General features: G+C 39.8%; 23 protein-coding genes. 15 read left to right on the top strand and 8 right to left on the bottom strand.

Going from position 1 to position 24,825, the window contains the following annotated elements:
- Positions 1-126: 126 nt before the first annotated feature.
- On the bottom strand, positions 127-1,338 hold the full coding sequence (locus ACQY77_RS04555) for an IscS subfamily cysteine desulfurase (protein ID WP_421939167.1): 1,212 nt from the start codon (positions 1,336-1,338) through the stop codon (positions 127-129).
- Between the two features lie 138 nt (positions 1,339-1,476).
- On the opposite strand from ACQY77_RS04555, the gene mce reads away from it, so the two are divergent.
- The gene (gene mce, locus ACQY77_RS04550; RefSeq protein ID WP_421939168.1) at positions 1,477-1,884 is read left to right on the top strand and encodes a methylmalonyl-CoA epimerase; all 408 of its coding nucleotides are present in this window, start codon (positions 1,477-1,479) and stop codon (positions 1,882-1,884) included.
- Positions 1,885-2,397: 513 nt separating this feature from the next.
- Entirely contained in the window at positions 2,398-2,685 is a 288-nt protein-coding gene (locus tag ACQY77_RS04545; RefSeq protein WP_421939169.1) for a hypothetical protein, read from the top strand.
- A 111-nt stretch (positions 2,686-2,796) separates the two neighbouring features.
- Here ACQY77_RS04545 and ACQY77_RS04540 read toward each other — a convergent pair whose 3' ends face one another.
- Complete coding sequence (locus ACQY77_RS04540; RefSeq protein ID WP_421939170.1) at positions 2,797-3,486, bottom strand: DUF4377 domain-containing protein; 690 nt, start codon at positions 3,484-3,486, stop codon at positions 2,797-2,799.
- Positions 3,487-3,687: 201 nt separating this feature from the next.
- Entirely contained in the window at positions 3,688-5,001 is a 1,314-nt protein-coding gene (locus ACQY77_RS04535; protein ID WP_421939171.1) for a Gfo/Idh/MocA family protein, read from the bottom strand.
- 265 nt (positions 5,002-5,266) lie between these two features.
- Between ACQY77_RS04535 and ACQY77_RS04530 the strand changes: the two genes are divergently transcribed.
- The 8 genes from ACQY77_RS04530 to ACQY77_RS04495 all read left to right on the top strand — a co-directional run bounded on the left by ACQY77_RS04530 (position 5,267) and on the right by ACQY77_RS04495 (position 11,871).
- Positions 5,267-5,515 carry a type B 50S ribosomal protein L31 gene (locus ACQY77_RS04530; protein ID WP_090883810.1) on the top strand — a complete coding sequence of 83 codons (249 nt, stop codon included), beginning with the start codon at positions 5,267-5,269 and terminating at the stop codon, positions 5,513-5,515.
- Positions 5,516-5,587: 72 nt separating this feature from the next.
- On the top strand, positions 5,588-6,763 hold the full coding sequence (locus ACQY77_RS04525) for a putative sugar nucleotidyl transferase (protein WP_421939172.1): 1,176 nt from the start codon (positions 5,588-5,590) through the stop codon (positions 6,761-6,763).
- A 69-nt stretch (positions 6,764-6,832) separates the two neighbouring features.
- Positions 6,833-7,594 (top strand): triose-phosphate isomerase, encoded by a 762-nt coding sequence (gene tpiA, locus ACQY77_RS04520; protein WP_421939173.1) that lies wholly within the window; start codon positions 6,833-6,835, stop codon positions 7,592-7,594.
- Positions 7,594-8,439, top strand: a complete 846-nt coding sequence (prmA, locus tag ACQY77_RS04515) for a 50S ribosomal protein L11 methyltransferase (RefSeq protein WP_421939174.1) — start codon at positions 7,594-7,596, stop codon at positions 8,437-8,439. Before tpiA ends, prmA begins: the two co-directional genes overlap by 1 nt.
- A 105-nt stretch (positions 8,440-8,544) precedes the next feature.
- On the top strand, positions 8,545-9,897 hold the full coding sequence (locus tag ACQY77_RS04510; RefSeq protein WP_421939175.1) for a UDP-N-acetylmuramate--L-alanine ligase: 1,353 nt from the start codon (positions 8,545-8,547) through the stop codon (positions 9,895-9,897).
- A complete protein-coding gene (locus ACQY77_RS04505; protein ID WP_421939176.1) occupies positions 9,897-10,217 on the top strand; it encodes a helix-turn-helix domain-containing protein in 321 nt (106 codons plus the stop codon). Before ACQY77_RS04510 ends, ACQY77_RS04505 begins: the two co-directional genes overlap by 1 nt.
- Before the next feature lie 231 nt (positions 10,218-10,448).
- Complete coding sequence (locus ACQY77_RS04500; RefSeq protein WP_421939177.1) at positions 10,449-10,928, top strand: Lrp/AsnC family transcriptional regulator; 480 nt, start codon at positions 10,449-10,451, stop codon at positions 10,926-10,928.
- A 4-nt stretch (positions 10,929-10,932) separates the two neighbouring features.
- Positions 10,933-11,871 (top strand): EamA family transporter, encoded by a 939-nt coding sequence (locus ACQY77_RS04495; RefSeq protein WP_421939178.1) that lies wholly within the window; start codon positions 10,933-10,935, stop codon positions 11,869-11,871.
- Between the two features lie 20 nt (positions 11,872-11,891).
- Here ACQY77_RS04495 and ACQY77_RS04490 read toward each other — a convergent pair whose 3' ends face one another.
- The 5 genes from ACQY77_RS04490 to ACQY77_RS04470 all read right to left on the bottom strand — a co-directional run bounded on the left by ACQY77_RS04490 (position 11,892) and on the right by ACQY77_RS04470 (position 17,946).
- Positions 11,892-13,010: a GNAT family N-acetyltransferase gene (locus ACQY77_RS04490; protein WP_421939179.1), complete on the bottom strand. Its 1,119-nt coding sequence runs from the start codon at positions 13,008-13,010 to the stop codon at positions 11,892-11,894.
- 73 nt (positions 13,011-13,083) lie between these two features.
- Positions 13,084-13,272: a hypothetical protein gene (locus tag ACQY77_RS04485; RefSeq protein WP_421939180.1), complete on the bottom strand. Its 189-nt coding sequence runs from the start codon at positions 13,270-13,272 to the stop codon at positions 13,084-13,086.
- Positions 13,273-13,360: 88 nt separating this feature from the next.
- On the bottom strand, positions 13,361-13,927 hold the full coding sequence (gene scpB / locus ACQY77_RS04480) for an SMC-Scp complex subunit ScpB (protein WP_421939181.1): 567 nt from the start codon (positions 13,925-13,927) through the stop codon (positions 13,361-13,363).
- A 250-nt stretch (positions 13,928-14,177) separates the two neighbouring features.
- Complete coding sequence (locus tag ACQY77_RS04475; protein WP_421939182.1) at positions 14,178-17,174, bottom strand: ligand-binding sensor domain-containing protein; 2,997 nt, start codon at positions 17,172-17,174, stop codon at positions 14,178-14,180.
- Complete coding sequence (locus ACQY77_RS04470) at positions 17,161-17,946, bottom strand: LytR/AlgR family response regulator transcription factor (RefSeq protein ID WP_421939183.1); 786 nt, start codon at positions 17,944-17,946, stop codon at positions 17,161-17,163. Before ACQY77_RS04470 ends, ACQY77_RS04475 begins: the two co-directional genes overlap by 14 nt.
- A gap of 125 nt (positions 17,947-18,071) precedes the next feature.
- On the opposite strand from ACQY77_RS04470, the gene ACQY77_RS04465 reads away from it, so the two are divergent.
- The 5 genes from ACQY77_RS04465 to ACQY77_RS04445 all read left to right on the top strand — a co-directional run bounded on the left by ACQY77_RS04465 (position 18,072) and on the right by ACQY77_RS04445 (position 24,603).
- Positions 18,072-18,794 (top strand): ferritin-like domain-containing protein, encoded by a 723-nt coding sequence (locus ACQY77_RS04465; protein WP_421939184.1) that lies wholly within the window; start codon positions 18,072-18,074, stop codon positions 18,792-18,794.
- Between the two features lie 18 nt (positions 18,795-18,812).
- Positions 18,813-19,661: a ferritin-like domain-containing protein gene (locus ACQY77_RS04460; RefSeq protein WP_421939185.1), complete on the top strand. Its 849-nt coding sequence runs from the start codon at positions 18,813-18,815 to the stop codon at positions 19,659-19,661.
- Between the two features lie 324 nt (positions 19,662-19,985).
- Entirely contained in the window at positions 19,986-23,642 is a 3,657-nt protein-coding gene (locus ACQY77_RS04455) for a fibronectin type III domain-containing protein (protein ID WP_421939186.1), read from the top strand.
- Positions 23,639-24,088 (top strand): hypothetical protein, encoded by a 450-nt coding sequence (locus ACQY77_RS04450; RefSeq protein WP_421939187.1) that lies wholly within the window; start codon positions 23,639-23,641, stop codon positions 24,086-24,088. The genes ACQY77_RS04455 and ACQY77_RS04450 overlap by 4 nt, the downstream gene beginning before the upstream one ends.
- Positions 24,089-24,267: 179 nt before the next feature.
- Positions 24,268-24,603: a hypothetical protein gene (locus tag ACQY77_RS04445; protein ID WP_421939188.1), complete on the top strand. Its 336-nt coding sequence runs from the start codon at positions 24,268-24,270 to the stop codon at positions 24,601-24,603.
- Positions 24,604-24,825 lie beyond the last annotated feature (222 nt).

Raw genomic sequence — 24,825 nt, 5'->3', positions numbered from 1 at the left:
TTTGTTTTTGTTGTGGGTTATACGTTATGACTTGCAATGCAAGGCTCAAAATCAATAACCTTCATTTGTTATATTATCTATTGTGCATTAAGCCATGTAACTGATAACTTGCAGCACGTAACTCAATTAATGTTCTGCCCACTCAATTTTACTCAAGTCAACACCTTCTTTAAACATTTCCCAAAGTGGAGAAAGTTCTCTCAGGTGGTTAACTGCTTTTTGCGTAATTTCGATAGCGTGATCTATATCTTCTTCAGTAGTAAATCTACCTAAGCCATAACGGATAGAAGAGTGTGCTAAATCGTCTGATAAACCTAAACTTTTCAGTACGTATGATGGTTCTAAAGAAGCAGAAGTACAGGCAGAACCTGAAGATACTGCCAGGTCTTTCATTGCCATCATTAAGCCTTCACCTTCAACATATTTAAATGAAATATTAGCTACATGCGGTAAACGGTGTTCTGTATTACCATTAACATAACTTTCTTCCATTTTGTTTAAAGTAGTTTCTAATCTGTCGCGTAATGCAGATAAACGAACGGCTTCACTTTCCATCTCTAAACGACAAAGCTCACAAGCTTTACCTAAGCCAACAATACCAGGTACGTTTAATGTTCCAGAACGCATACCACGCTCGTGGCCACCACCATCCATTTGAGCTGTAACTTTAACCCTTGGGTTCTTACGGCGAACGTAAAGTGCACCAACGCCCTTAGGTCCGTACATTTTATGTGCTGAGAAAGCCATTAAGTCAATGCCGTCTGCATTTACATCAACCGGGATTTTTCCAACGGCCTGTGTAGCGTCAGTCATGAATAAAGCGCCATATTTGTGTGCAATAGCCGAGATTTCTTTTACTGGCTGGATTACACCAATTTCGTTGTTACCATACATGATCGAAACTAAGATCGTTTCTGGAGTCATTGCAGCTTCAAGCTCAGCTAAGTCGATTAAACCATCTTCTTTCACGGCCAGATAAGTTACACGCGCACCATTTTTTTCTAAGTGCTTGCAAGTATCTAAAACTGCTTTATGTTCGGTTACCGCAGTGATGATGTGGTTTCCTTTTTCTTTATACATTTCAAACACACCCTTAATCGCCAGGTTATCAGCTTCGGTTGCGCCAGATGTAAAAATGATTTCTTTTTCTGTACAGCCGATTAATTTGGCCACCTGCTCACGGGCATAATCAACCCCTTCTTCAGCTACCCATCCGAAAGCGTGGTTTCTGCTTGCTGCATTTCCAAATTTCTCAGTAAAGTAAGGTAACATTGCTTCCAACACTCTAGGGTCAAGAGGTGTCGTTGCATTATTGTCTAAATATATCGGCTGTTTCATCTTATTCTGTTAATTTTACTACAAAGATACGAAAAAACTTTTCTAACAATTATAAATAATAGCTATGAGCATATAGGTAAAACCTGCATTTTTACATTTACTTAACCTTTCGGGTTTCAACCTTTAGCATAAATGCCTATGAATAAGATAGAACATATCGGAATCGCGGTCCGGAACCTCGAAAAATCCATTGATTTGTATCAGAGATTACTGAATACAGATTGCTATAAAACCGAACAGGTGGCATCTGAATTTGTAAATACTGCTTTTTTTAAAACCGGGGAAAATAAGGTCGAATTGCTTGAGGCAACGGCTGCTGAAAGTGCTATCGCTACATTTTTAGAAAAAAAAGGAGAGGGCATACATCATATTGCTTTTGCTGTAGATGATATCCTGGCAGAAATGGATCGACTTAAAAATGAAGGGTTTGTTCTTTTGAATGATCAGCCTAAGAAAGGAGCTGATAATAAAATGGTTTGTTTTATTCACCCGAAAGATACCAATGGTGTCTTGATAGAGCTGTGTCAGGAAATTAAGTGGGTTTGACGATTGTAGGCTTTTGTTTAGGTGTTTTGAGATTTCCAATTTAATCTAACATTAAGAAGTTAAGGTAATCATAGTTCAAAGTTGGTTATGCGGTTAGGTGTGCGATGCGCCCAGGACTTAAGACTAATGACTTAGGACTAATGACTACTCCCAACTCCAAGCTCTCATCTCGAAACTGGTTCAGTTGGTTAGTCGGTTGCTGTTTAGTTGTGCCATGCGCCCAGGACTTAAGACTAATAACTCCAGACTAATGACTACTCCCAACTCCAAGCTCTCAACTCCAAACTGGTTCAGTTGGTTAGTCGGTTGCTGGTTAGTTGTGCGATGTGCCCAAGACTTAAGACTAATGACTCCAGACTAATGACTAATGCTCAGAACTACTCCAAACTCCCCGCTCTCAACTCCAACAGGTTAGTTGTGCGATGCGCCCAAGACTTAAGACTCCAGACTGATGACTCCCGACTAAAAACTCCTCCTCAGAACTAATCAAGTGTTTTAACTAATTTTGTAATTATGAGTGGTGCATTGTCTTTAATTAGGATTATTAGCAAGGATTTTGATTTAGCGGAAACGTTGTCTGAGGAGCAACTGCGTTTGGCGATGATAGATGCTTTTGGATATCTGATTGATAATGATTTTTCTAAATTGGTACAGATTCTTTATAAGGCAGATGTAGATCAATATAAACTAAAGGAGTTGTTAGAAAATACCAATGGGGCAAGTGCAGCCGAAATTATTGCTGACACTTATATCGCAAGGCAAAAGGCAAAAATCGAAACCTGGAAAAAGTATAGTACTTGAAAGCTTTTTGTTTAAATCAAACCCCAGCCTGAAATGAATTTAAGTTAGGATTATGATTACGTCAATAAATTAATTTTCAGATTTTAGATCTGTATGATGGTATCTGATGCTTTATCTCTCTTTTTTATCCAGAGGAGCCAATCCGAACATTAAAACCAATTTGTTCCCGCTGTAAAAGTTCAAGGTTTGATCTGCAATGTCGTATTTCAAGGATTTATTATTAATTACAGTCATAAATGCACTTTCCAGCTCATTGTTTTCGCAGGCCATCATGGTGCTTGCCAAATTTTTGAACGTGATGGTACTTGCGGTAATTTCGAAGCTTCCAAAGATTCTGTTACAGCCTGAGAATCCGCTTACCCGGGTATTGCCTTTTTCGAAAACAAGGTAGGCTTTAGGGCTGCTTTGTGTCTTGCCATTGATCTGAATCAGGTTCCATTTATATCGTGTGATGAAATCCTGATATTTTATGGTTTGCACAACAAGTTTCTTTTCGATTATTTTTTTTAACCGATAGGTGTACTGACTGGCATCTGCCGGAACTTGTTTTCGCTTTGTCCGGATTACGTCAATTGTATATTGATAACCGGCTTCATAATTAAAACCAGTAATGGCGGAGTAAAATAGTTCCCAATCTTTACTGTATTTGTATTTTACCTGGTAGCAGGTTTGAGGGCCAACACCTGTACAATTTGCGCGCTCTTCTTTTATAATTAATCTGATGATATCGGCCTTTGCCACTACATTTAATAATAATAAAAAGACAAATAGAACCGAAGCTTTGCTGAATATGGATTTCATATGGATGTTTTTTTTAAATGATGAACGATGCTTAGATTTTCCATAAAAGCGTTTAAAAAAGAGAGATGGATGTTTCATCGGTTCTAAGCATCCAAATAATTAGGGGTTAGGGTTAAAGTAGGCTATCCATTTACCCCAATCCCCCAATGCATTTTAAATATTCCTCGGCAACCAGGGTTCTAATACTCTGAGTTTTTAACCTCAGGCCCGTGGCATTTTGTAACCATTGTGATATGCTGCAGCGAGGTATTTGTTGGCTTCGGTATCGGTAAATTTACCTTTGGCTGCATCCCAGTAGATTTTTTTTCCTGTTCGGTAAGCAATATTACCCATTTGACAAACGGTGGCTACATGTGCCCCAGCTTGTATCGGTGCTTTTAGATCTTCCATTTTGCGGGACTGGATAACATCCAGGAAATTTTTGGCGTGCAATTGCAATCCGTTATCCACCGATTTTTGTAAAGGCACTGCCTCGATTTTAATTTTGTCGCCATCTTTTCCGGGAATTACTTCCCAACCCTGGCGGTTAAGAACGAGTGTTCCATTGTTTCCAATGAATGCAACACCATGGTTTCTGCCATAAGGGCCATCATCAATACCTGTAGCATGTTCCCATTGTAAATTAAAACCTTCAAATTCAAATATTGTGGTTAAAGTGTCGGGTGTTTCCGATGCATCATCGGGGTAGGCAAACTTTCCGCCTGATGCTACAATGCTTTTTGGCGCTGAAGCTTTCATTCCCAACAGGGCATAGTCAATCATGTGTACGCCCCAATCGGTCATTAAGCCTCCCGCATAATCCCAAAACCACCGAAAATCGAAATGAAAGCGATTTTTATTAAAAGGATGTCTTGTGGACGGACCCAACCACATGTTATAGTCAACGCCTTCAGGTACAGGGCTATCCGGTACAGTAGGTATGGCTTTCATCCATCCCTGGTAGGCCCAGGCTTTTACCAACCGGATGTTACCTAATTTACCCGAATGAACATATGCAATGGCATCCGCAAAGTGTTTTTGGCTCCGTTGCCATTGGCCTACCTGAACCACTTTCTGATATTTTTGCTGGGCAGCAATCATTTCATTGCATTCGGCTATAGAATTACCCACTGGCTTTTCTACATAAACATCTTTGCCTGCTGCAAGGGCATCAATCATTATTTTGCAATGCCAATGGTCTGGAGTGCCAATTACAACGGCATCTATATCTTTGTTTTCGAGTATTTTTTTGTAATCGCCGGTTGTGGTTACGGTAATACTTTTTTTAGCCAGCTCAGCAGCTCTTTTGGTTAATACATTTTGGTCTACATCACATAAGGCAACACATTCTGCTCGGGGATCTTTAAGTAGTGCTGTAAGGTCTGACCAGCCCATGCCATTAATCCCTATGGCACCAATACGTATTTTAGCCGCTTTGTTTTTGTTTGTGGCAAACAGATTTAAAGGTAAAATACTCGCTAAGCCTGTGCTTGCTAATAGGAGGGAGCTAGATTGTATAAATTTTCTGCGTCTCATAAAGGAATGATTTGGTTATTTTTAAAAGTAATAAATATATCATAAAATGAGGCTAATAACGTTATAGTTACGTTTATTTTTTGAATTCACTTGTGAGAAATTAATTTTTTTACAGATGTTGATACTTATAAAATAAATTAATACATTTGCATCCTCTAAAATAGAGGTAGAAAGACAAATAGGAAATGTCATAAGCATTGTTGCCAGCAAATTGCAACTAAATGTTCTTGATGCTTTCACACAAAAAACATAAAATAATATTCAAATGAAAAAAGATTTGCACCCATCAAGCTACAGACCTGTTGTTTTCAAAGATATGTCTAATGACTATGCTTTCTTAACAAAATCATGTGTAGATACTAAAGAAACAATTAAATGGGAAGATGGTAATGAGTATCCTTTATATAAATTAGAGATTTCTCATACTTCACACCCTTTTTATACTGGTAAAATGAAATTGGTTGATACTGCCGGACGTATCGATAAATTCAAAAACCGTTACGCTAAGAAATAATTTTAGCAACAAAAAGCATTTTTTGAAGTCCCTTTGCCAAAAGCATCGGGACTTTTTTTATTTTTGTTGCTTATGACAATCAATCTATTTGATGATTCCAGCTGGACGTCTCTCCGTCCGCTTACCTTTACTAGGCCTGTTGCCGATTTAAGAATAGGAATATTAACCATTGCCGAAAAATGGGCTAAGCATTTGCAGGCAGATTTTGGTTTTATAACGCAGGAGTATCTTTCCAGAAAATTTACAGCCAAATCTAATGCTGATATTTTTATCAATGGTTCTGTATGTCCGGATGATGCACTTCTAGAAGCAGTTAGCAGCTTGAGGAATGGAGAGTCATTAGCTAAAGGTGATTTAATCATTGCTTACAGGGCCGATCAGTCGGCTGGCCATAGTTTAGAGTTGGCGAGATCTTTGAAAACTTTTGCGTACAGCCAGGATTTTATAAGTGTCAGTTATCCCGATCATATTTTTACCCATAATGGGGTAGAGCTTAAGAAGGATTTTGCGCTGCTGACCAAGGGGAGGGTTTCTGCCAGCCTTAGTCAAACCAATACTTTTTTAGGTGATAACATTTTTGTTGAAGAAGGGGCTACAGCTGAATGTTCAGTATTTAACAGTCTTCAGGGCCCAATTTATTTAGGGAAGAACGCTGAAGTTTGGGAAAGTTGCAACATTAGAGGCTCTTTTGCGCTTTGTGATGATTCTTCGGTCAAAATGGGCGCTAAGATTTATTCCAATACCACTATTGGTCCGCATACCCGTGTTGGTGGCGAAATCAACAATGCTGTGATTTGGGGTTACTCTTCAAAGGGACACGAAGGTTACTTAGGAAATGCCGTTTTAGGGCAATGGTGTAACATTGGTGCAGATACCAATAACTCGAACCTTAAAAATAATTATGCTGAAGTTAAACTTTGGGATTACGAGGCTGAAAGTTTCCGTAAAACCGGATTGCAGTTTTGTGGTTTAATTATGGCCGATCACGCGAAGTGTGGAATTAACACTATGTTTAATACCGGAACGGTAGCTGGAGTAAGTGCCAATATTTTTGGTGCAGGATTCCCGCGTAACTTTATTCCGGATTTTGCCTGGGGCGGTGCGCAGGGATTTGATGTATACAGTATAGAGAAGATGTTTGAAACAGCCGAAAAGGTATATGCCAGAAGGGATTTGCCTTTTGATGAGGTTGAAAAGGAAATAATTGCTAAAGTTTATGAACTAACTGAACAATACAGAAGGTTTTAAGCTGTTTAAAGAAAAGAAACTAAATACTAAATCAGTGATTTGATAACAAATTGCTAAAGAATAAATAAAATGAGAAAAAAAATAGTTGCCGGTAACTGGAAAATGAATTTGGATTACAATGAAGGTATTTCATTGTTTAGCGAAATTGTAAATATGGTTAAAGATGAACGCAAAGGCGATCAGTTAGCTGTTATTTGCGCACCATTTATTCATTTAAACAGTTTAGCGAAGTTAGGCGGAAACGATGTTAAAATCGGTGCTCAGAATATTCATGATAAAGAAAGTGGTGCATACACAGGTGAGGTTTCTGCAAAGATGATCAAATCGGTAGGTGTGGAGTACGTAATTTTAGGTCACTCAGAACGCAGACAATATTTTGCAGAAAGCGATGAATTATTAGCTACTAAAACTAAAACAGCTTTGGCACATGGTTTAACCCCGATCTTCTGTATTGGTGAAACTTTGGATGAGCGTAACAACGGCAGTTATTACGAAGTTTTGAAAAAACAATTGTTAGATGGTCTTTTCGGTATAACTGAAGAGGATTTCAAGAAAATTGTTATTGCTTATGAGCCGGTTTGGGCTATTGGTACTGGCTTAACTGCAACACCAGAGCAGGCACAGGATATTCACGCGTTTATCCGCAGTGAAATTCATGCTAAATATGGTTTTAACGTGGCTGATGATACCACAATTCTTTATGGTGGTAGCTGTAACCCAGGCAATGCAGCAAGCTTGTTTGCACAGGCTGATATAGATGGTGGCCTGATTGGTGGTGCTTCGTTAAAATCACGCGATTTTACAGACATTATTAAAGCTTTAAACAGCTAATGCAATATATAAAAGCAATATTCAAATTCAATAATATTGAAGAGTATCAGCAAGATCTGCTTATCAGTGATCTTGCTGATCTTGGTTTTGATACCTTCGAAGACAGTGAAAATGGTTTTACAGCATTCGTAATCAAGGATAATTTTGATGAAGAAGCGCTAAAAGCCTTATTGGGTAGCTATGCTTCAGAATTTGTAGCTGATTATGAGCTTGAGGATGTAGCAGATGAAAATTGGAATGCAGAGTGGGAGAAGAACTTTAGTCCGCTGATTATTGATGATGTATGCTACGTTCGTGCTACTTTCCATGAGCCTCAGCCTTCTTACCCTTATGAGATTGTAATCGATCCGAAGATGTCATTTGGTACTGGGCACCATCAAACCACTACCATGATGATGCAGTATATTCTTGCCGCAGATTTAAAAGACAAGGAGGTGTTGGATATGGGTTGTGGTACCGCTATTTTAGCCATTCTGGCTGCAAAACTGGGTGCGAAAAGACTTGTTGCCATCGATTATGATGAGGTTTGTTATGACAGTACTTTGGAGAATGCGACCTTAAACCAGGTTGATAATCTCAGGGCACTTTGCGGCAGTAAAGAGGTAATTCCAAATGAATTGTATGATGTCATTTTTGCCAATATCAACCGAAACATTCTTTTAGATCAAATTCATCGCTATGCGGAAGTGCTAAAACCCGAGGGTAAAATCTTTTTTAGTGGTTTCTATTTGGATCCGGATTTAGGATTAATTACTGCAGAATGTGCTAAACATGGGATCAAATACGTTGATCATAAACAGAATGGTGAGTGGGTTGCAGCACAGTTTGAGAAAAAGAATGATTGAATTGTGAATAAGTAATGATAGCATGTTTTCGTTAAGAAATATTGCCATTTAACCATGTTCTAATTCCTTCATTCAATAATTCAGTTAATTATTCATTTTATTATTATGCGTATACATTTTATTGCAATAGGTGGAAGTGCTATGCACAATTTAGCCATCGCGCTCCATAAAAAAGGATATCAGATATCAGGTTCGGATGATGTTATTTTCGAACCTGCTAAATCAAGGCTGGATAAGTACGGTCTTTTGCCGGGCGAAATGGGTTGGGACGAGTCTCGCATTAGCCCAGATTTGGATGCAGTAATTTTGGGTATGCATGCCAGGATTGATAATCCGGAGTTGTTGAAGGCACAGGCATTGGGTTTAAAAATATATTCTTACCCGGAATACGTCTATGAGCAGAGTAAGTCTAAGTTGCGGGTAGTTATTGGTGGAAGCCATGGTAAAACCACGATTACCAGTATGATTCTTCATGTACTTAATTATTATGGACGCGATTTTGATTACCTGGTAGGCGCACAGCTTGCAGGTTTTGAAACAATGGTAAAGCTTACTCGGGAAGCACCTGTTATTATTATTGAGGGGGATGAGTATCTTTCTTCACCGATTGACAGGAGACCTAAATTTCATCTTTACAAAGCCAATGTTGCCGTGATCAGTGGCATTGCATGGGATCATATCAACGTTTTTCCAACTTATGCTGATTATGTTTCACAATTTGGAAAGTTTATTGATACAATCGAAGAAAACGGTACATTGATTTATTGCAGCGAAGATCAGGATTTACGTGAACTTGTAGCTGCTTCAGATGCTCCAATAAAACACATTGGTTACGGGATACCGGAACATTCGATTGAAAATGGGGTTACTTATCTTTCTATAGACAGAACATCACTCAAGGTTTTTGGAGACCACAATTTGATGAACCTCAATGCAGCCAAACTGGTTTGTGAAGCACTTGATATTTCTGCCGGGCAATTTAATAAAGCCATTGCCTCATTTACAGGTGCCGCAAAGCGTTTAGAGGTTATTGCAGCGGATGAATCTACCAATGTTTACAAAGATTTTGCTCATTCGCCATCTAAACTAAAAGCAACCATTGATGCTGTAAAAAGCCAGTTCAGTCAGCGTAAGCTGGTTGCCTGCATCGAGTTGCACACTTTTAGTAGTTTGAATAAAGATTTTCTAAAGGAGTATGCAGGTGCCATGGATAAGGCTGATGAGGCTATCGTATTTATCGACATCAAATCTTTCGAACAGAAAAGGATGCAGCCCTTCTCAGAAAATGATGTTAGAGAAGCTTTTGCAAATCCAAACCTGAAATTTTTTAATGATTCGGGCCAGTTGAAATCATATCTGTTAAGTTTGACCTATCAGGATACCAATCTGCTTTTTATGAGTTCAGGTAATTATGCAGGTTTCGATCTTCCTGAATTAGCAGCTCAACTACAGCGATAATGGGCCATATTGGAGAAAATATTAAAAAGAGTAGGATTGAGCTTGGCCTAAGCCAGGCTCAGGCTGCTAAAATGCTCCATATTTCTACCCCGGCCTTTTGTAAAATAGAAACTGGCCAGACTGATCTGAATGTTTCCAGATTACTTCAAATTGCCAAAGTATTTAAAGTTACAGTAGATCAGTTACTCAACGGAACCCCTGGCAAAACAGCTTCTTCTGAAGAGGTAAATATTCTCAAAGCTGAACTTCTGGTCAAAGATGAAGAACTGAATAAACTCCGCAAAAAACTTATTGATCTTTACGATAAGTTGGGTATGTAGCCCAGGGTTGGTAATGTGCTGACTATTCAAACCTAAACCCATGGTTTGTGGCTCACAGACTATCTGAAATGACCTGTGGTTGGGTTACTATCTCAATTATGTATTGTTTACTGGTTTGTGAATCACGGACCAGAGCGCTCGTGCTATTCGCATTGTCATTTTTATATAAATTAAATTCATTTTATCATTTGTATTTTTGAATATTATTCTGAATTAATTTAGATTTACAGAATGATATTCGATAATAATATTACTCTTGATCATATTGATCTGGCTATTTTGCGCTTAATGCAAGAGAATGCTAAGATTTCTAATGTGGCATTGGCGCAAGAGTTGGGGCTTGCCCCATCTGCAGTATTGGAGCGGGTAAAAAAGCTTGAAAAGAAGCACGTAATTACTGGTTATACTGCAACTATAAATCCTGTGGCTGTAAACCTGAAGCTTTTGGCTTTTATTTCGATGAAAGCTTCCCATAGTATTGGTTGCACAGATACTGCCAATGATCTGGCCAAGATTAAAGACGTGCAGGAAGTGCATGTTATTGCGGGGGAAGATTGTTATCTGGTTAAAATAAGAACGGCCGATTCAGCATCGTTGATGGCTTTAATGCGGGATTCTTTTAGTAAGATACCGAATATTACGTCTATACGTACCACCATTGTTCTGGAAACGGTTAAAGAGCAATCTCATTTAGTAATCCCTGAAAAATAAAGTTATGACCAGTGTAAACAAAAAAACATCTCCCTGGGCAGTTTATCTTGCCTTTGCCATCGTATATATTGTTTGGGGTTCTACCTACTTTTTTATTCAAAAAGCTTTGGTAGGGTTTCCTCCATTTATTTTAGGTGCTTTTAGATTCATTGTAGCTGGCTTGCTTATGTTGAGCTGGTGTATGTTGAAGGGAGAGCGTATCTGGAACACCAGAACAATTAAGATTGCCGCAATCAGTGGTTTTTTAATGCTCGGCTTAGGAAATGGCATTGTAATTTGGGTTGAACAATATATTCCAAGTGGTCTGGTAGCCATTGTTGTTGCCTCTGCGGCCATGTGGTTTGTAATTTTAGATAAACCGAAATGGAAGGAAAATTTTAGCGATAAATACATTCTTTCCGGCCTGGTAGTAGGGTTTGTAGGGGTAGTACTTCTTTTTAGTTCGCAACTGGCAGGAATTTTAAATGCACCACAAGGTAAATTTCAGTTAATCGGGATTGTGTTGCTGGCCTTAGGTCCGATTGCCTGGGCGGGAGGTTCCTTGTATTCTAAATATAATCCTACTACAGGAAGTTCAGTTTCTGTAAATACCGGCTGGCAAATGTTAATAGCAGGTTTTGCCTTTTTGCCGGGCGGAATATTTAACGCTGAATTTGGATCATTGAACTGGTGGAAGATTCCTTTGGACTCCTGGTTATCTATTGCTTATCTGATATTATTTGGTTCGATAGCGGCTTTTAGCGCTTATGTGTGGTTGCTTAAAGTACGTCCGGCAACAGAAGTAAGTACCTATGCTTATGTAAATCCGGTAGTTGCTGTTTTGTTAAGTGTAACCTTTACAAATGAAAGGGTAACATTGGTACAGATTATTGGATTGGTTGTTATACTGGGTAGTATTTTGTTAATTAATCTGCCTAAATACAAAAAAGGCGTAGAAGCATAATTCTACGCCTTTTAACAGGATTAAAAAATTTTACGAAGCGTTAGGTGTCTTTTACCAAAAGTTGCTCCTGTAGCCTCGTGGATGGCCAACATCTTGTCGTTAAAATCACCCACCCAGCTTAACTCCAGTTCATTATACTGTTTTAACGGTAAAACATATTCTTTTAATTTGATGAACAGGGCAGATTCTAAACCATGTTTTTGGTAGGCCGATTTGGTTCCCATTACGATAGCACGCATTCTGCTTACACCCACCCATCTGCGGTAAGCAAATTTTAATTTTTCTACCAGACCTAATTTACCATTAAAACCTTTGATCATTTGGTTGGCATCTGGAATAATTACCACAAACGAAGCAGGCTCCCCATTGAGATAGGCGAACCAGATCAGCTTCTCATCCATGATGGGTTTCATGCTGTTGAAACTTTCCTGGAGTGTTTCTTTTTTAATGGGAACAAAGTTTTCAAAATCTTTCCAGGCGTCATTGTAAATCTCCATTAAATCGGAGATGTATTTATCGGCATTCTTGGAAGAAAAGTGTTCGAAGGTGTAGCCCGGCTTTTTAGCTACCCAATTGGCTATTTTGGTAAAGCGCTCAGGAAAGGGTTTATTTACTGCCAGGTGATTGGTAATCTGTTCATACATTTTTTCAAAGCCATAGGCTTCAAAAAGCGATTTGTAGTAGGGAAGGTGATAATTCATCCCGAAAGAAGGCGGCGTAAAACCCTCTACCAGTAAACCCCAGAAAGTATCGTTTTCTCCAAAGTTTATTGGGCCATCCATGGCTTTCATTCCTTTATCAACCAGCCATTGTTTTGCCGTGTCAAATAATAAATTGGCGGCCTGCTGATTGTTTATGCATTCGAAAAACCCAATTCCACCGGTTGGTTGTTCGTAATTGTAAGCTTTTTTCTCATTGATAAATGCAGCGATACGTCCAATCAGTTCACCTTTTTCATTTTTTAATATCCATCGGGTGCACTCACCATGCTCGAAAAAGGTGTTTTTTGAGGGATCAAATACATTTTCAACTTCAATATCAAGCGGACATATCCAGTTTTTATCGTTTTGGTAAATGATTTTTGCTGTATGGAGAAAGTCTTTTTTTAACTGGGAATTATCAACGGGAATAATTTGCATAGTAGCTGTTAAAATTAAAAAGCATCCAACCACAAGGTAGGATGCTTTTTCAAATATATAAGTTTTTTAATATTTAGTAATCGTCGTCGTCATCATCATAGTCGAAATTATCAAGATCGTCTAAGGGCATATCAAAGTCGTCATCATCGTCATCTTGTGATTTTTTAGCAGGTTTTAGATCTGCATCATCTTCAAAATCATCATTCTCTTCTACCTCTTTTTTGGTAGTCGGTTTTGCTGGGGATTTCTTTGGAGTTTTCATTACACAAAAATAAAAATTGCTTTTATAGTTTAAAAATACAAAAAAACTTTTTTTAATAACAATCTGAAATCAAAGAAAATAAATTTATTTATTCAACTGTTTCTCCCACCGAATTTTCTTCTTTAACGATGTCTTTTAACTGTGGCAATTGAGAAAGATTGTTTAGCCCGAAGTAATCCATAAACATTGGACTGGTGCTGTAGAGGATAGGCCGGCCGGGCGTTTCTGCCTTTCCATCCATACTGATCAGTTCTTTTTCTAAAAGTCTTTGTACAGAATAATCAGAGTTTACACCACGAATTTGCTCAATCTCCAGTTTGGTAATCGGTTGTCTGTAAGCAATAATGGCTAATGTTTCCATAGCTGCCTGACTCAGTTTCTTCTTGGAGCGGTGTAGCTGCAGTTGATTTACGGTTTCGTGATAATCTTTTTTGGTTAAAAACTGGTATCCGTTATTGAGGTGAACCAATTGAAGGATGGAGTCTTCCAGGTTATATTTATCTCTGATGATTTCAATGTGATTCAAAACAAATATTTCGTCGTATTCGGCGCTGAAAACTGTATTTAAAGCGAGTATAATTTCCTGAAGGGAGATACTCTGAACAGAAGAAAATATAAGGGCTTCGATGTGTTTCGAAATGTGTGTTTCTGGCATGTACAAAAGTATGATTTTTGAGCAAAAAAAAAGCGGTCTCGCTTTTTTGAAACAAGACCGCTTTCAACACACAAATGAAACCTGAATTAAGATATAGTTTTAGGTTAGGTTATTAAATATCTATATCAATTCTATAAGAACGTTTTGATAAACACTATCGTTTATTATGATACAAGTTTAAGGCTAATGCGCTTTCGAACTAAGTCCTATTTAGTGAGTGGTATTAATAATTGAGTAAACGGTAATTTTGTTATTTTAACGGTATAGAAATGGATACAGTAGTACCATTTGTACTGTTTTGCCGAACAGATAGGTGTATAGGTTTTGCTCCAATTTGCCCTAAAAGATTTAATCGTTCCCTGGTTAGCTGCATACCTTTACTGATATGTGATTCTTTTTTATTTCTTAATGAATTCTCTATACCTATTCCATCATCAATGATTTCAATATTTAAATAGAACTCATCCTGTAAACGGATGTTAATTTGTATCTCACCACCTGTTTCTTTTGGCATAATCCCATGCCAGATGGCATTTTCTACATAAGGTTGCAACAACATAGAAGGAATGAATGTTTCTTCCTCATCAATTTCTTCATCTACATTGAAAATGTATTTCAACTTATCGCCAAAGCGGTTTTTCTCTAATTTTAAGTAAAGGTTGAGGTATTCCAGTTCTTCTTCTAAAGAAATATAGCTTTTGGTACAAATCTCCAGGTTTTTACGAATAAGCCTCGCAAAGCCGGTTAATACTTTATTTGCTGATGCCGTATTTTGTGTATTGATGTAGTGTTGAATAGAGTTCATTACATTAAATACAAAGTGAGGATTCATCATCGCCTGTAATGCCTGTTGCTCTAGCATTAGCACTTTATTTTTAAGCAACAGTTGCTGTTGTTCTTTATCTTTCTGTTTTCGGGTTATGTAAACGGCAACCTTATAAAATATATAGGCTACCAACAGGATCAGAATAGACAGAAACCAGAGACTTTGCCAGAAATGCTTTTTGATGGTGAAAGTGATCTTCGCAGAAGGCCCCCAGTTACCATTCTGGCTTTTTGCACTTACTTCAAAAACATAGTCTCCAGACTGGAGAGACGAAAAATCGAGCCGTCGTGTACGTGTTTCTACCCAGTTTGCATTTTCGTTTAAACGATAACGGTAAGTGATGTCGCTGGTGGTGAAATCTACAGCACTGAAAGTGAAGAGAATGGTATTGTTACCCGTTTCAAAAACGAAATTATCCTGATCAACGGGTAAACGTTCTTTGTCTCTTATAATCGAGGTGACATAAACCTTGGGCAAATTTTTGCTGATATTTTGATTGTTGTATTTGAAGAGGATAAGCCCTTTGTTGGTGGCAAAATAGGCGGTGCTATCGTCAATAAAAAGATTGTTGATGTCGTCACTAAGCAAATCTTTTCCATAATCAAAATTGGCCACACTGGGATCGTTTGGATAATTGGTGATTTTATTAACACCTTTATTGGTCAATACCCAGATTTCATTGTTTTTGATGAAGATTTTGGTGCAGATGTTATTGGTGAGGCCATCGGACTGTGTAATTTGCCGGGCTATTTTATTGTTTTTGTAAAAGATTAATCCATAACCATCTGTGGCCAGAATAAGTGTTCCATCCGGAAGTTGCTGAATGTCATTTATCCGCTTGGTAAGTAAGGGACTATTTTCAAAGTGTTTTATTAGCCTGCTGTTGGAAAACTGGGATAGACCGTTGATGTTTGAAAACCACAGATTTCCCGGCTGATCATAGAACACATGGTAGGACCGGTCTTTAAAAAAGTCTTCTTTCTCCCTGTATTTTAAAGAGTTGAACTCGAATTTGTTGATTCTATCAGATAAAAATACTACTCCTGATGACAGTGCCAGTGCCAGGTGATTATTGTTATCACTTAAACTGAAGTGTTTAATTACAAACATGGAGTTGTTTGTTTCTTTGAGATAACTTACCTGATCGGTGCTTTTGTAAATGTTTTTAAACACGCCCATTCCGTAATCTGAAGCAAAGTAAATGGACTGGTTTTTAGAGTCGTAGTTGATCTGTTTGATGGTTTTGTACTTTTTGAAATCATCAAGGCCAACTTCTTCTACCTGATAGTTTTGAATACTTAAGATATCGATAACAGCATCATCTGTGCCTAACCACAACCTGTTTTTGGCATCTTTGGTAATGCTTTTGATAACATTGCTGCTCAAGCCCGATTCTGCATCGATGATAGATAGCCTGTTATTGGCATTGGGCAGCATGTAAATCCCCTGATTGGTAGCAAACCACATGTTTTGGTTCTTATCTTTTATGGCTTGATTTACAGATATATCCTGCAGGTATTGTACTGTTTTTCCACTTTTATTAAGTGCAAAGGCGCCATTTGCATTGGCAAGCCAGACTTCTTTGGCAGATTGATCATAATAAAAGTAGCCAGACATATTTTTAATCAGATTCTGCGGAATGGAAATCAGGTGATTAATGGTTCCTTTGCTGAATTCTTTTAAGCCGGTTTGGTCTAAGTAAAACATGGATTTCCGATTGGTGTTATCGGCGGTCATGTAAGAAAGCGGCTGCACTTTTGAAGGGCTGATAACAAAAGTTTTGCCATTGAATTGCTGAACGCTTAAATCGCTGTAAGCATAAATATTTCCTTGCTCATCTTCATGAAGAAAAGCGTTTATAAATTTATCTTTTTCGTGAGGGGAAACATATTTTTTTACTGATTTTCCATCCCAGCAAATGATCAGATTGGAATTGGTACCCAGCCATATTCTTCCTTGTTTATCCTGTAAAAATGAAACAATAACGGTGTTCGAATTCAGTTTCTTTAACAGGTTATCATTGTCTTGATTATAGAATTTTCCCTCTTTCAAATAACTTAACTGCCCATTTAAGGCAAAGAACCAAATCCGCCCTTGTTTATCTTCGGTCATTTGAAGGATTTGAGTATCCGGAAGGCCATCTTCAATGGTGAAATTTTGAAAGTTGGTTCCATCAAACCGGCTTAATCCATTATCAGTTGCAATCCAGATAAAGCCCTTATCATCTTGTAAAATATAATAACAATTGTTACTTGCTAAGCCGTTTTTTGAGGTGTAATGCGGGAGGTAGGTTGTTTGAGACCAGGATTTTAGGCTTTGAATAAGTTGAAAAGCAAAGACAATAAGTATTGCTGCAGTAATTTTTTTGGCAGGTAACCGAAAAAGTTTAACTGTGGATAATATGGTTTTAATGTTCGCCATTTGCTTTGGTGAATATCTTTATCTTTTCAAAGAAATCTGTAGCCCTTCTGCGGGAAATGTTGATGCTTTCTCCATTCTTCAGCAGTGCCTGCAATCCATTCTTGGAGTTGTATTCTTTGAGGTGGTTGAGGTTAATTATACTCGATTTGTGAATCCTTACGAATTGATCTGACGGCAAAAGTTCTTCGAATTCCCGGAGTACTTTCGATACCGTAATCTTGTCCTGATTGGTTAAATGAAAAACCGAGTAATTGCTATCAGCCTCAACATAAATAATATCATCTACATCAATCATTTTAAAGCCCTGTCCGTAGGGGAGCGTTAGTTTTTTGATTTCAGACCGGCTAGATAATGTAGCTGCCAGGCTGTTGATGCGATCATCATTTCCAGTTTGGTTTTGAAATCTTTTAAGATGCTGGGTCACCTTATCTACGGCGGTTTTCAGCTCATCTATATCAATGGGTTTAAGCAGGTAGTCGAGCGCATTAGCCTTAATCGCTTTTAGTGCATACTGATCGTAAGCCGTGGTAAAAATAACTTCTGCATGGTGTTTCTGTGCATCAGGGATGAGTTCGAAACCATTACCACCAGGCATGGCAATATCTAAAAATATGAGGTTAACAGCATGGTGTTCCAGGATTTCTTTTGCTTCGGCAACAGACCTGGCGATACCGGTAATTTCTACCTGTGGGCAGTTCTGTTGTAGCAAAAAAAACAATGACGAACGTGCAAATTCCTCATCATCAACTATAATGGCTTTCAGTGTGTTCATGGCAATAGGTTGGTGAATGTATTAAAAAGAGGTTGTAAAAAAAAATCGAAACTGTAAAAACCGCCCTGAGAATTGTCACGTATGTATCATCAAACGAAATCAAAACCCCTAAAATAAAAGGACTTATGAAAAACAAAGAACTAGAAACTCAGAACGAAATTCAAGAGACAGGTTTCTTGAATGGCTCGCTAGGCAGAAGGTCATTTCTTCAATATGCAGGTGCTAGTGCTGCAGGTATAGCTTTAGTGGCCGCAGGTTGTAAAAAGGATAGAGGCTACAATGATATTAACATGGGAGCCACCCTTGATTTTAAAGATGATTTTGGTGTGCTGAATTATGCTTATGCCCTAGAACAGTTAGAGGCAGCATTTTACGTGAAAGTAGCTTCAGCTCCGCCTTCAACATTTACCACCGCTCAAAAAGCTTACTTTCAGGATATTCAATTTCATGAAATTGCACACAGAGAATTTTTCAAAAATGCGTTAGGAACCTCCGCAATTGGAAGTTTGGAAGTGGATTTCTCGTCTATTGATTTCACCAGTTCAACAAGCGTTCTGGCTACTGCTCAGGCCTTTGAAGATTTAGGTGTTGCAGCCTACAATGGTGCTGGCGTAAGAATTACCACTACTGATTACCTCGTTTTGGCCGGCAAAATAGTTTCTGTAGAAGCCCGTCATGCGGCATACATCAGAGATTTAATTGCTAACGGATCTTTTTCAGATTTAAACTCACTTACAGCATTGGGTGCAAATAATGCCGGAGGCTTAGATGCGGCATTAACGCCGGATAAGGTTCTGGCCATTGCAGGAAAGTATATTAAAACCAAAATTAATGTTATTAATCTTTAATTTTTAAAACAGACAATCATGAATATCTTAAATATATTAGACGAAATTGAAAAAGTTGATGGTGAAATCTATGAAAGATTAAGCCCGCGCCGTAAAGCCATGAAAGATTTTTTCAACGTTGGAAAGAAAATTTCGATGGCAGCGCTTCCTTTAGCTTTGGGTTCCATGTTTCAAAAAGCATATGGTCAAACCAATCCAGCTAGCGTTACTGAGGTTTTAAACTTTGCTTTGGCGCTTGAGTATTTGGAGTACAATTACTATGATAATGCTTTAAAACTGGCCATTATTCCTAGTGGCGCGCCAAGAACAGCTATAACAACCATTCGTGATCATGAACGTGCACACGTTGATTTATTAAAAGGTGCATTGAAGATTACCGGACCAGATGCTTACGTGTATACTGATTTCGATTTTACCGCTACGGGTACTTTTGCAGATGTACACACAAATTATCAAACCTTTTTAAAAGTGGCATTAGCCTTTGAAGATACCGGTGTAAGGGCTTATAAAGGTCAGGCGCCAATATTGAAAGGGAATGCAGTATTAACCACCGCTTTACAAATTCACTCTGTAGAGGCTCGCCATGCTTCACATATCCGTCAGATGGTTGCAGCCAATGTTACCGGTGCAAGCGGGTTAAAACCCTGGATTGCCTATACTGCTAACGGAAATGATACTGGAGTTACAGCTGCTAATGGTGTTTATGCCGGTGAACAGAATACCACGCAGGCCGGGGTTCAAATTACAGGCATCAATGGTACAGCTGTTACCCAATCGCACGCGGCAGAAAGCTTTGACGAATTCTTAACCGGATCTGATGTGAAGAAAATTGCCAATTTATTTATCCCGATTAAAAAGTTAACCTAAGAAAAATATACACATTGTTTAGGTAATGTTTTGTTTAAGGTAGGGAGTAGAACTTAGGTTTTACTCCTTTTTTTTTGACTTTTAATTTGCAATTAACCTACTAATAGCTTTACTTTATAGGAATTAAATCAACTCATTCCTGGAGTTATAGCCCAAAGGCATTTTAGCCTGTTCCCATCCCATTTACCAGTTTAGTTTAAGCGCAGCCCAGGGGGTATGTCTTTTACTTGCTTTTTCGTACAGCGATTAAACCATTCCGTATGGGCCTTAACCTAGCTGTACCATGTTCCGGCAGTTTTGGCCTTACGGCAGAACCAATGAAGCATGACCAAACACCAAACGCTCCGCATCCCCCTTTGCATTAAATTCCTTTTATACCTTTTTTGCCTTTTTTCGGTAGCCAGAGCGCAGGTTTACCCGGTACAGGTAACGCCGGTACTGGTGCCCCCGTACCCCCTGCACATGAATGAATATTATGGCGGAACGACCGAACGTTTTGCCGTAGTACTCACCAACACCGACCTGCAAAAGCCGCTGCTGGAGGTACGGCTGCGGCTGTACATTGAAGGGCAACAGCTAAAACTTAAGAGCAGTGAAGGCGGGGATTACCCAACCATTAACCTCGATGCCGGTGTTCCGCAAAGGATTTCGCTGGGCGATCTTGCCCCTTATTTCCATCCCGACAACCTGGACTTTTCCGGCTGGGACCGGGCCGGATACATCCGTGATGGGCGCTTGCCCGAAGGGATGTACAGTTTCTGCTTCGAGGCCATAGCGGCCCATACCGGGCAGCTGCTTAGCCGGAAGAGCTGTACCATGGCCTACCTGGCCCTGAATGATCCGCCACTGCTGAACCTGCCCGGCAAAGCAGAACGGGTCGCCGCCGGGGAAGTACAGAATATCCCCTTCCAGTGGACCCCGCGCAACATGGGAAGCCCCTCGGCGGCATTCAATACCCGGTATGAGTTTACCCTGAAAGAACTCTGGGATACCGAAATAGCCCCCGAGGCAGGCTTTGAAAGCAGCCCGGTATTGTACCAGGCTAGCGTATCCACCACTACGCTCTTACTCGGGCCTGCAGAACCCCAGCTGGTGCCGGGTAAACGTTACGCCTGGCGGGTGCGTGCTATTTCCAGTTCCCCAACAGGGGAGCAGACCGATAGCTACCGCAACCATGGTTTCAGCGAAATTTATTGGTTCGACTATCAAAACGACTGTAAGCCACCTGCCGCCATCAATGCGGGTGTTACCGGTACACAGGCAATCCTGAAGTGGGAGGATCCGACAGGCGCCAGCCCTGCCGGGGGCTATACCCTTCAATACCGAGAGGCTGCCCTAACCGGGGGCAACTGGTACCGCATCAGTACGCTGGAAAAAACAGCGCAGCTAAGGGGGCTCAAACCCGGCCAGGTATACGAATACCGCATCGGATCGGTTTGCAGCACAGCAGGTTATGTTGCAGGTGCCGACAATGCCAGCTACTCACCGATACTGAACTTCGAAACCGCTGCCGACCCTGGCGGCACGACAACCATCAACTGTGGGATGATTGCCCCGGAGATCAGTATCGCCAATAAAAACCCCATCCCCTCGCTCTCAGCCGGCGAACTGTTTACCACGGGTAAATTCCCCGTACGGCTGACCAAAGTAACGGGCAGCAGGAGCTTTAGCGGCGAGGGTTACCTGATCATCCCTATGCTGGGGCAGGTGAACGTAAAGGTGAGGTTTAAGGGGATCGGCATCAATACCGACAGGCAGCTTTATGATGGGGTAGTAGAAACGAGCTATGAGGAGGGGGAGGCTCAGGTGGCGGATGTGAAGGAGATCTACGACGACCTGAAAACGCTGGTAGCAGAAATCACAAGCCTGGTTAAAAAACGTACAGATTACCTGGAGCACTATTCGGGTACAGAAAGGGATAAAAAAGAAGCCCTGGAAAGGGAGAAAGAAGAGAATGAAGCCTACGCTGCGCTTGCGGGGAGCCCTTACCTTACTGCACAGGAAAGGGCGGAACTAAAGGCCGAACAGGCTGAAAAATCGGCTGGCTATAGCGGGCTGGCAGGCGAGAAAGACTGTGGGGGGAATACCATCGTTCCTAAAAAAGGGCCAGGCCATGATTTCGCAGATGTAGACTGCTATACGCAAAAGATAGCCGGGGCTACGAAACTAAAAAGCTATGCCGAAAAGGCCCGGGAGCGGGAAAGGCAGGCGAATGAAAAAGAACAGCGGGAGCTGGCCAGTTCCTGGGTAATTAATATTGGGGCTAAGCCAACAGATAAAGAAAATGTTGCGGCCTTTGCCACACCCGATGGATCGGCCATTTATCTGGACCGCGAACAGATAACCCGATATACTGCCCATACTGTTACGGGCGCATTGATGGGCTTTAAGCTGCGCAGTGGCGAATCCTACAGTTATGACAGTGGAACAAAAAGCTATAAAAGCCCAGGCGGTGAAGCTTTCCAGCCTGTCCGGATCCCCGGGGAAGGAACCCTGGAAGTACTGCTTTTTGAGAAACTGGGCTGTGAGGTCAGGCTGTATGCGGTTAATGTAAGCTATCCCAATACCCCATCTATCCTGCCCGAACGCTCGGCAGGAAAGCTGAAAGAGCAGTTCAGTGTAGGCTGTCTGGAGGGTTTTTTCAAAGAACAGGGCAGGGAATATGTCTCCCGGTTAGAAAAACTGCTCAAAATAGCCGAATTCTTTAAAAAATGCGCGAGGGAGAAATGGGCCGCTTACGATGGGGGGATTGTACCCTACTGTTTCTGGAAGAATTCCAATACCGCCCCGGCCCTTTACTACAGTGTGTTGGATGCCCCGTTTAGGGCGGGTATAACCGATGGGGCCTATGGGCAGGTAAAAGGCCTGGTTGAGCTGAGCGAAAAGCTATCGGCGATTACCTATGCCTATACCATAGGTTCACTGGATTGTGAGGGTTTGCTCGATAATGTAAAGGAATACGGGGAGCTGCAGGCAGAAATCAACAAGCTCAGTAAGGAAGAGGCGATTGAAAAGCAGGTAAAAAAAGCCTTTGCCGAATTCAAGGCCAGGCGTTTGGAAACCCATACCCGCGATTGCCTGCAGAATAAGAAGATTATAGCGGATACCGAAGCAACGGTAAAGGCGCTTTGGGAGCTTATCGAAAACGAAGAAAAGCTGAAGAAGGCAATGGCTTCGATCGCTGAAAGGTTGAAGGAATATTTGAGCAAGCTGGCAGATACCACCGAGCTGGCCCGCTACAAACAAGGCAAACTGGTAATAGACGTGGCTGCAATGTTCATCGGGGCAGGCGAGGTGAATGGGGCCAGGAAAATCATTACTTTTGAAGAGTACCTGGCAAAGGCCGGAAGGGCTGATGTAGAGAAAGTTGTAGCGGAGTTAGGGGAGCGGGGCAAGAAGGTTGAGGGGATTGGGGATGAGGTTGCCGTAAAGGCAATCGGGACTGAAGAATTAAAGTCATTTCTAGATAATGTAACTGAAAATACCAAAGTTGCCGATCTTGAACAGAAAGGGATCAAAGCTTTTTTTAGAGGTACTACCCGCGACCCAGATGGAATGATTAGTCCTGGAAATGTAAGCTCCTATAACAGTAGCGCAACTTCCACCTCAACCGATCCAATAGTTGCTACAATTTTTGCTGTAGAAAATAGAACAGCAAACAGTAGTAGGCAGGGTATCATTCAGATTACAGTTCCAAAAGATGTAAATGATTTGAAATTGCTTGCGCCTAACAGGAGGGTGAAGACTGAGTTGGAAGTTGTTTTTAATGTTAAGCCTGAGGATTATGAAAAATATGTGCACCTTGAAATTTCGGTGGATGATGCAAGAAAGTTGGTTAAGGATCTATTAAATGTAAATATCCCAAGTCGTATTCACGGCTATGAGAAGGCTAAGCAATTAATAGATGAGATTAGGAAAACAAAACTCAGATCCTCTGAAATGTTTTATAATTCGAGCATAGAATACAATATTAAAAAATGAAGAAAAGTATTTTTTGGGAAGGTTTTTATGAAAATAGACTTCTATATGATAACATATATGTCTGTTTACATGCAAGAGAAAAAACAACTGTTGTGAACAAAATTTTGGAATTGCATAAAAACATTAAATGTGACAAACATAATATCATCTGCGGTATTGATGGTGGATACTTTGATGTCAAACTAAACCATCAGTTTGAAGTTATGTTTCTTGCTGAAGATATTGATAGATATGAATATTGTGATTCCATTGTGCGAGCTGTTTTCGCTTTTGGAAATAAAGTTTTGCTTAATGAAGTTCCATCTACATGGGGCGTAAATGCCTTAATGGAGTTTCCTAATGGAATACCCGATATTTTTTCCAGGTATGAAGAGTCGGCTACGTTTGTACTTTCTTCTAAAGAGCTATACATGAAAATAAATGCCTGTTTCGATGATGGAATTTAGACAATTTGTTGTCTATGTGTCTTCATTTGCAGCAAGTTTTTTTTTTGAAGATATATTGAATAAAATGCACCTAAAATAGTGGATTTTATGCAGACCGGAAATCCATTTGAACTGCTATCAAAATGGCATTAGCTTATTGAAGAGAATTACATTAAAGGCTCTGCTAAAATTGTTAAATAATGATGTTAAGTTTAGAAAATAATAATTGGGTATCTAAAATTATTGCTTATGGAAAAAGAGGAAATGATTCAGGATATTATTTCAGCGATAAGGAATATTGGATAGTTGAGTGGTGGGACAGTTATGGAGAGATCAAAGACGTGTCACAAATAAGTTTAGAAGAACAGTATTATAACTTTATTCAAAGGTTTAGAATAGACATCGACGAATTGAAAAGAGCGTATAAATTGCTTGAAGAAAAAGGTTTAATTTATGATATTATGCGCAATATTCCTGTGTATATGTTGATTTTGATAATGAGTTATTCTTTTCTACTTATTATGAACAAGCGTTAGAAGATAAGATGATAGGAAACTGGCAAGGAAAATATGAACCGTTTTTACATTTGATTCCTGAAGAATATCATTATTGGGTTATTGATGGTATCGACTATTCTAAAGAGAGCAATGAATAACTTTACGTACCTCTTCAAGTAATGTGTATAATTTTCAAGAGGGAGTAAATTACTCGCTTCCTACAATTTTTGCTATAGAAAATAAACAGCAAACAGCAGTAGA

It is taken from the genome of Pedobacter sp. (assembly GCF_965279535.1).
Classification (GTDB): Bacteria; Bacteroidota; Bacteroidia; order Sphingobacteriales; family Sphingobacteriaceae; genus Pedobacter.
The sequence above is the reverse complement of the archived record's forward strand: the minus strand, read 5'-3'. Positions and strand labels throughout refer to the sequence as shown.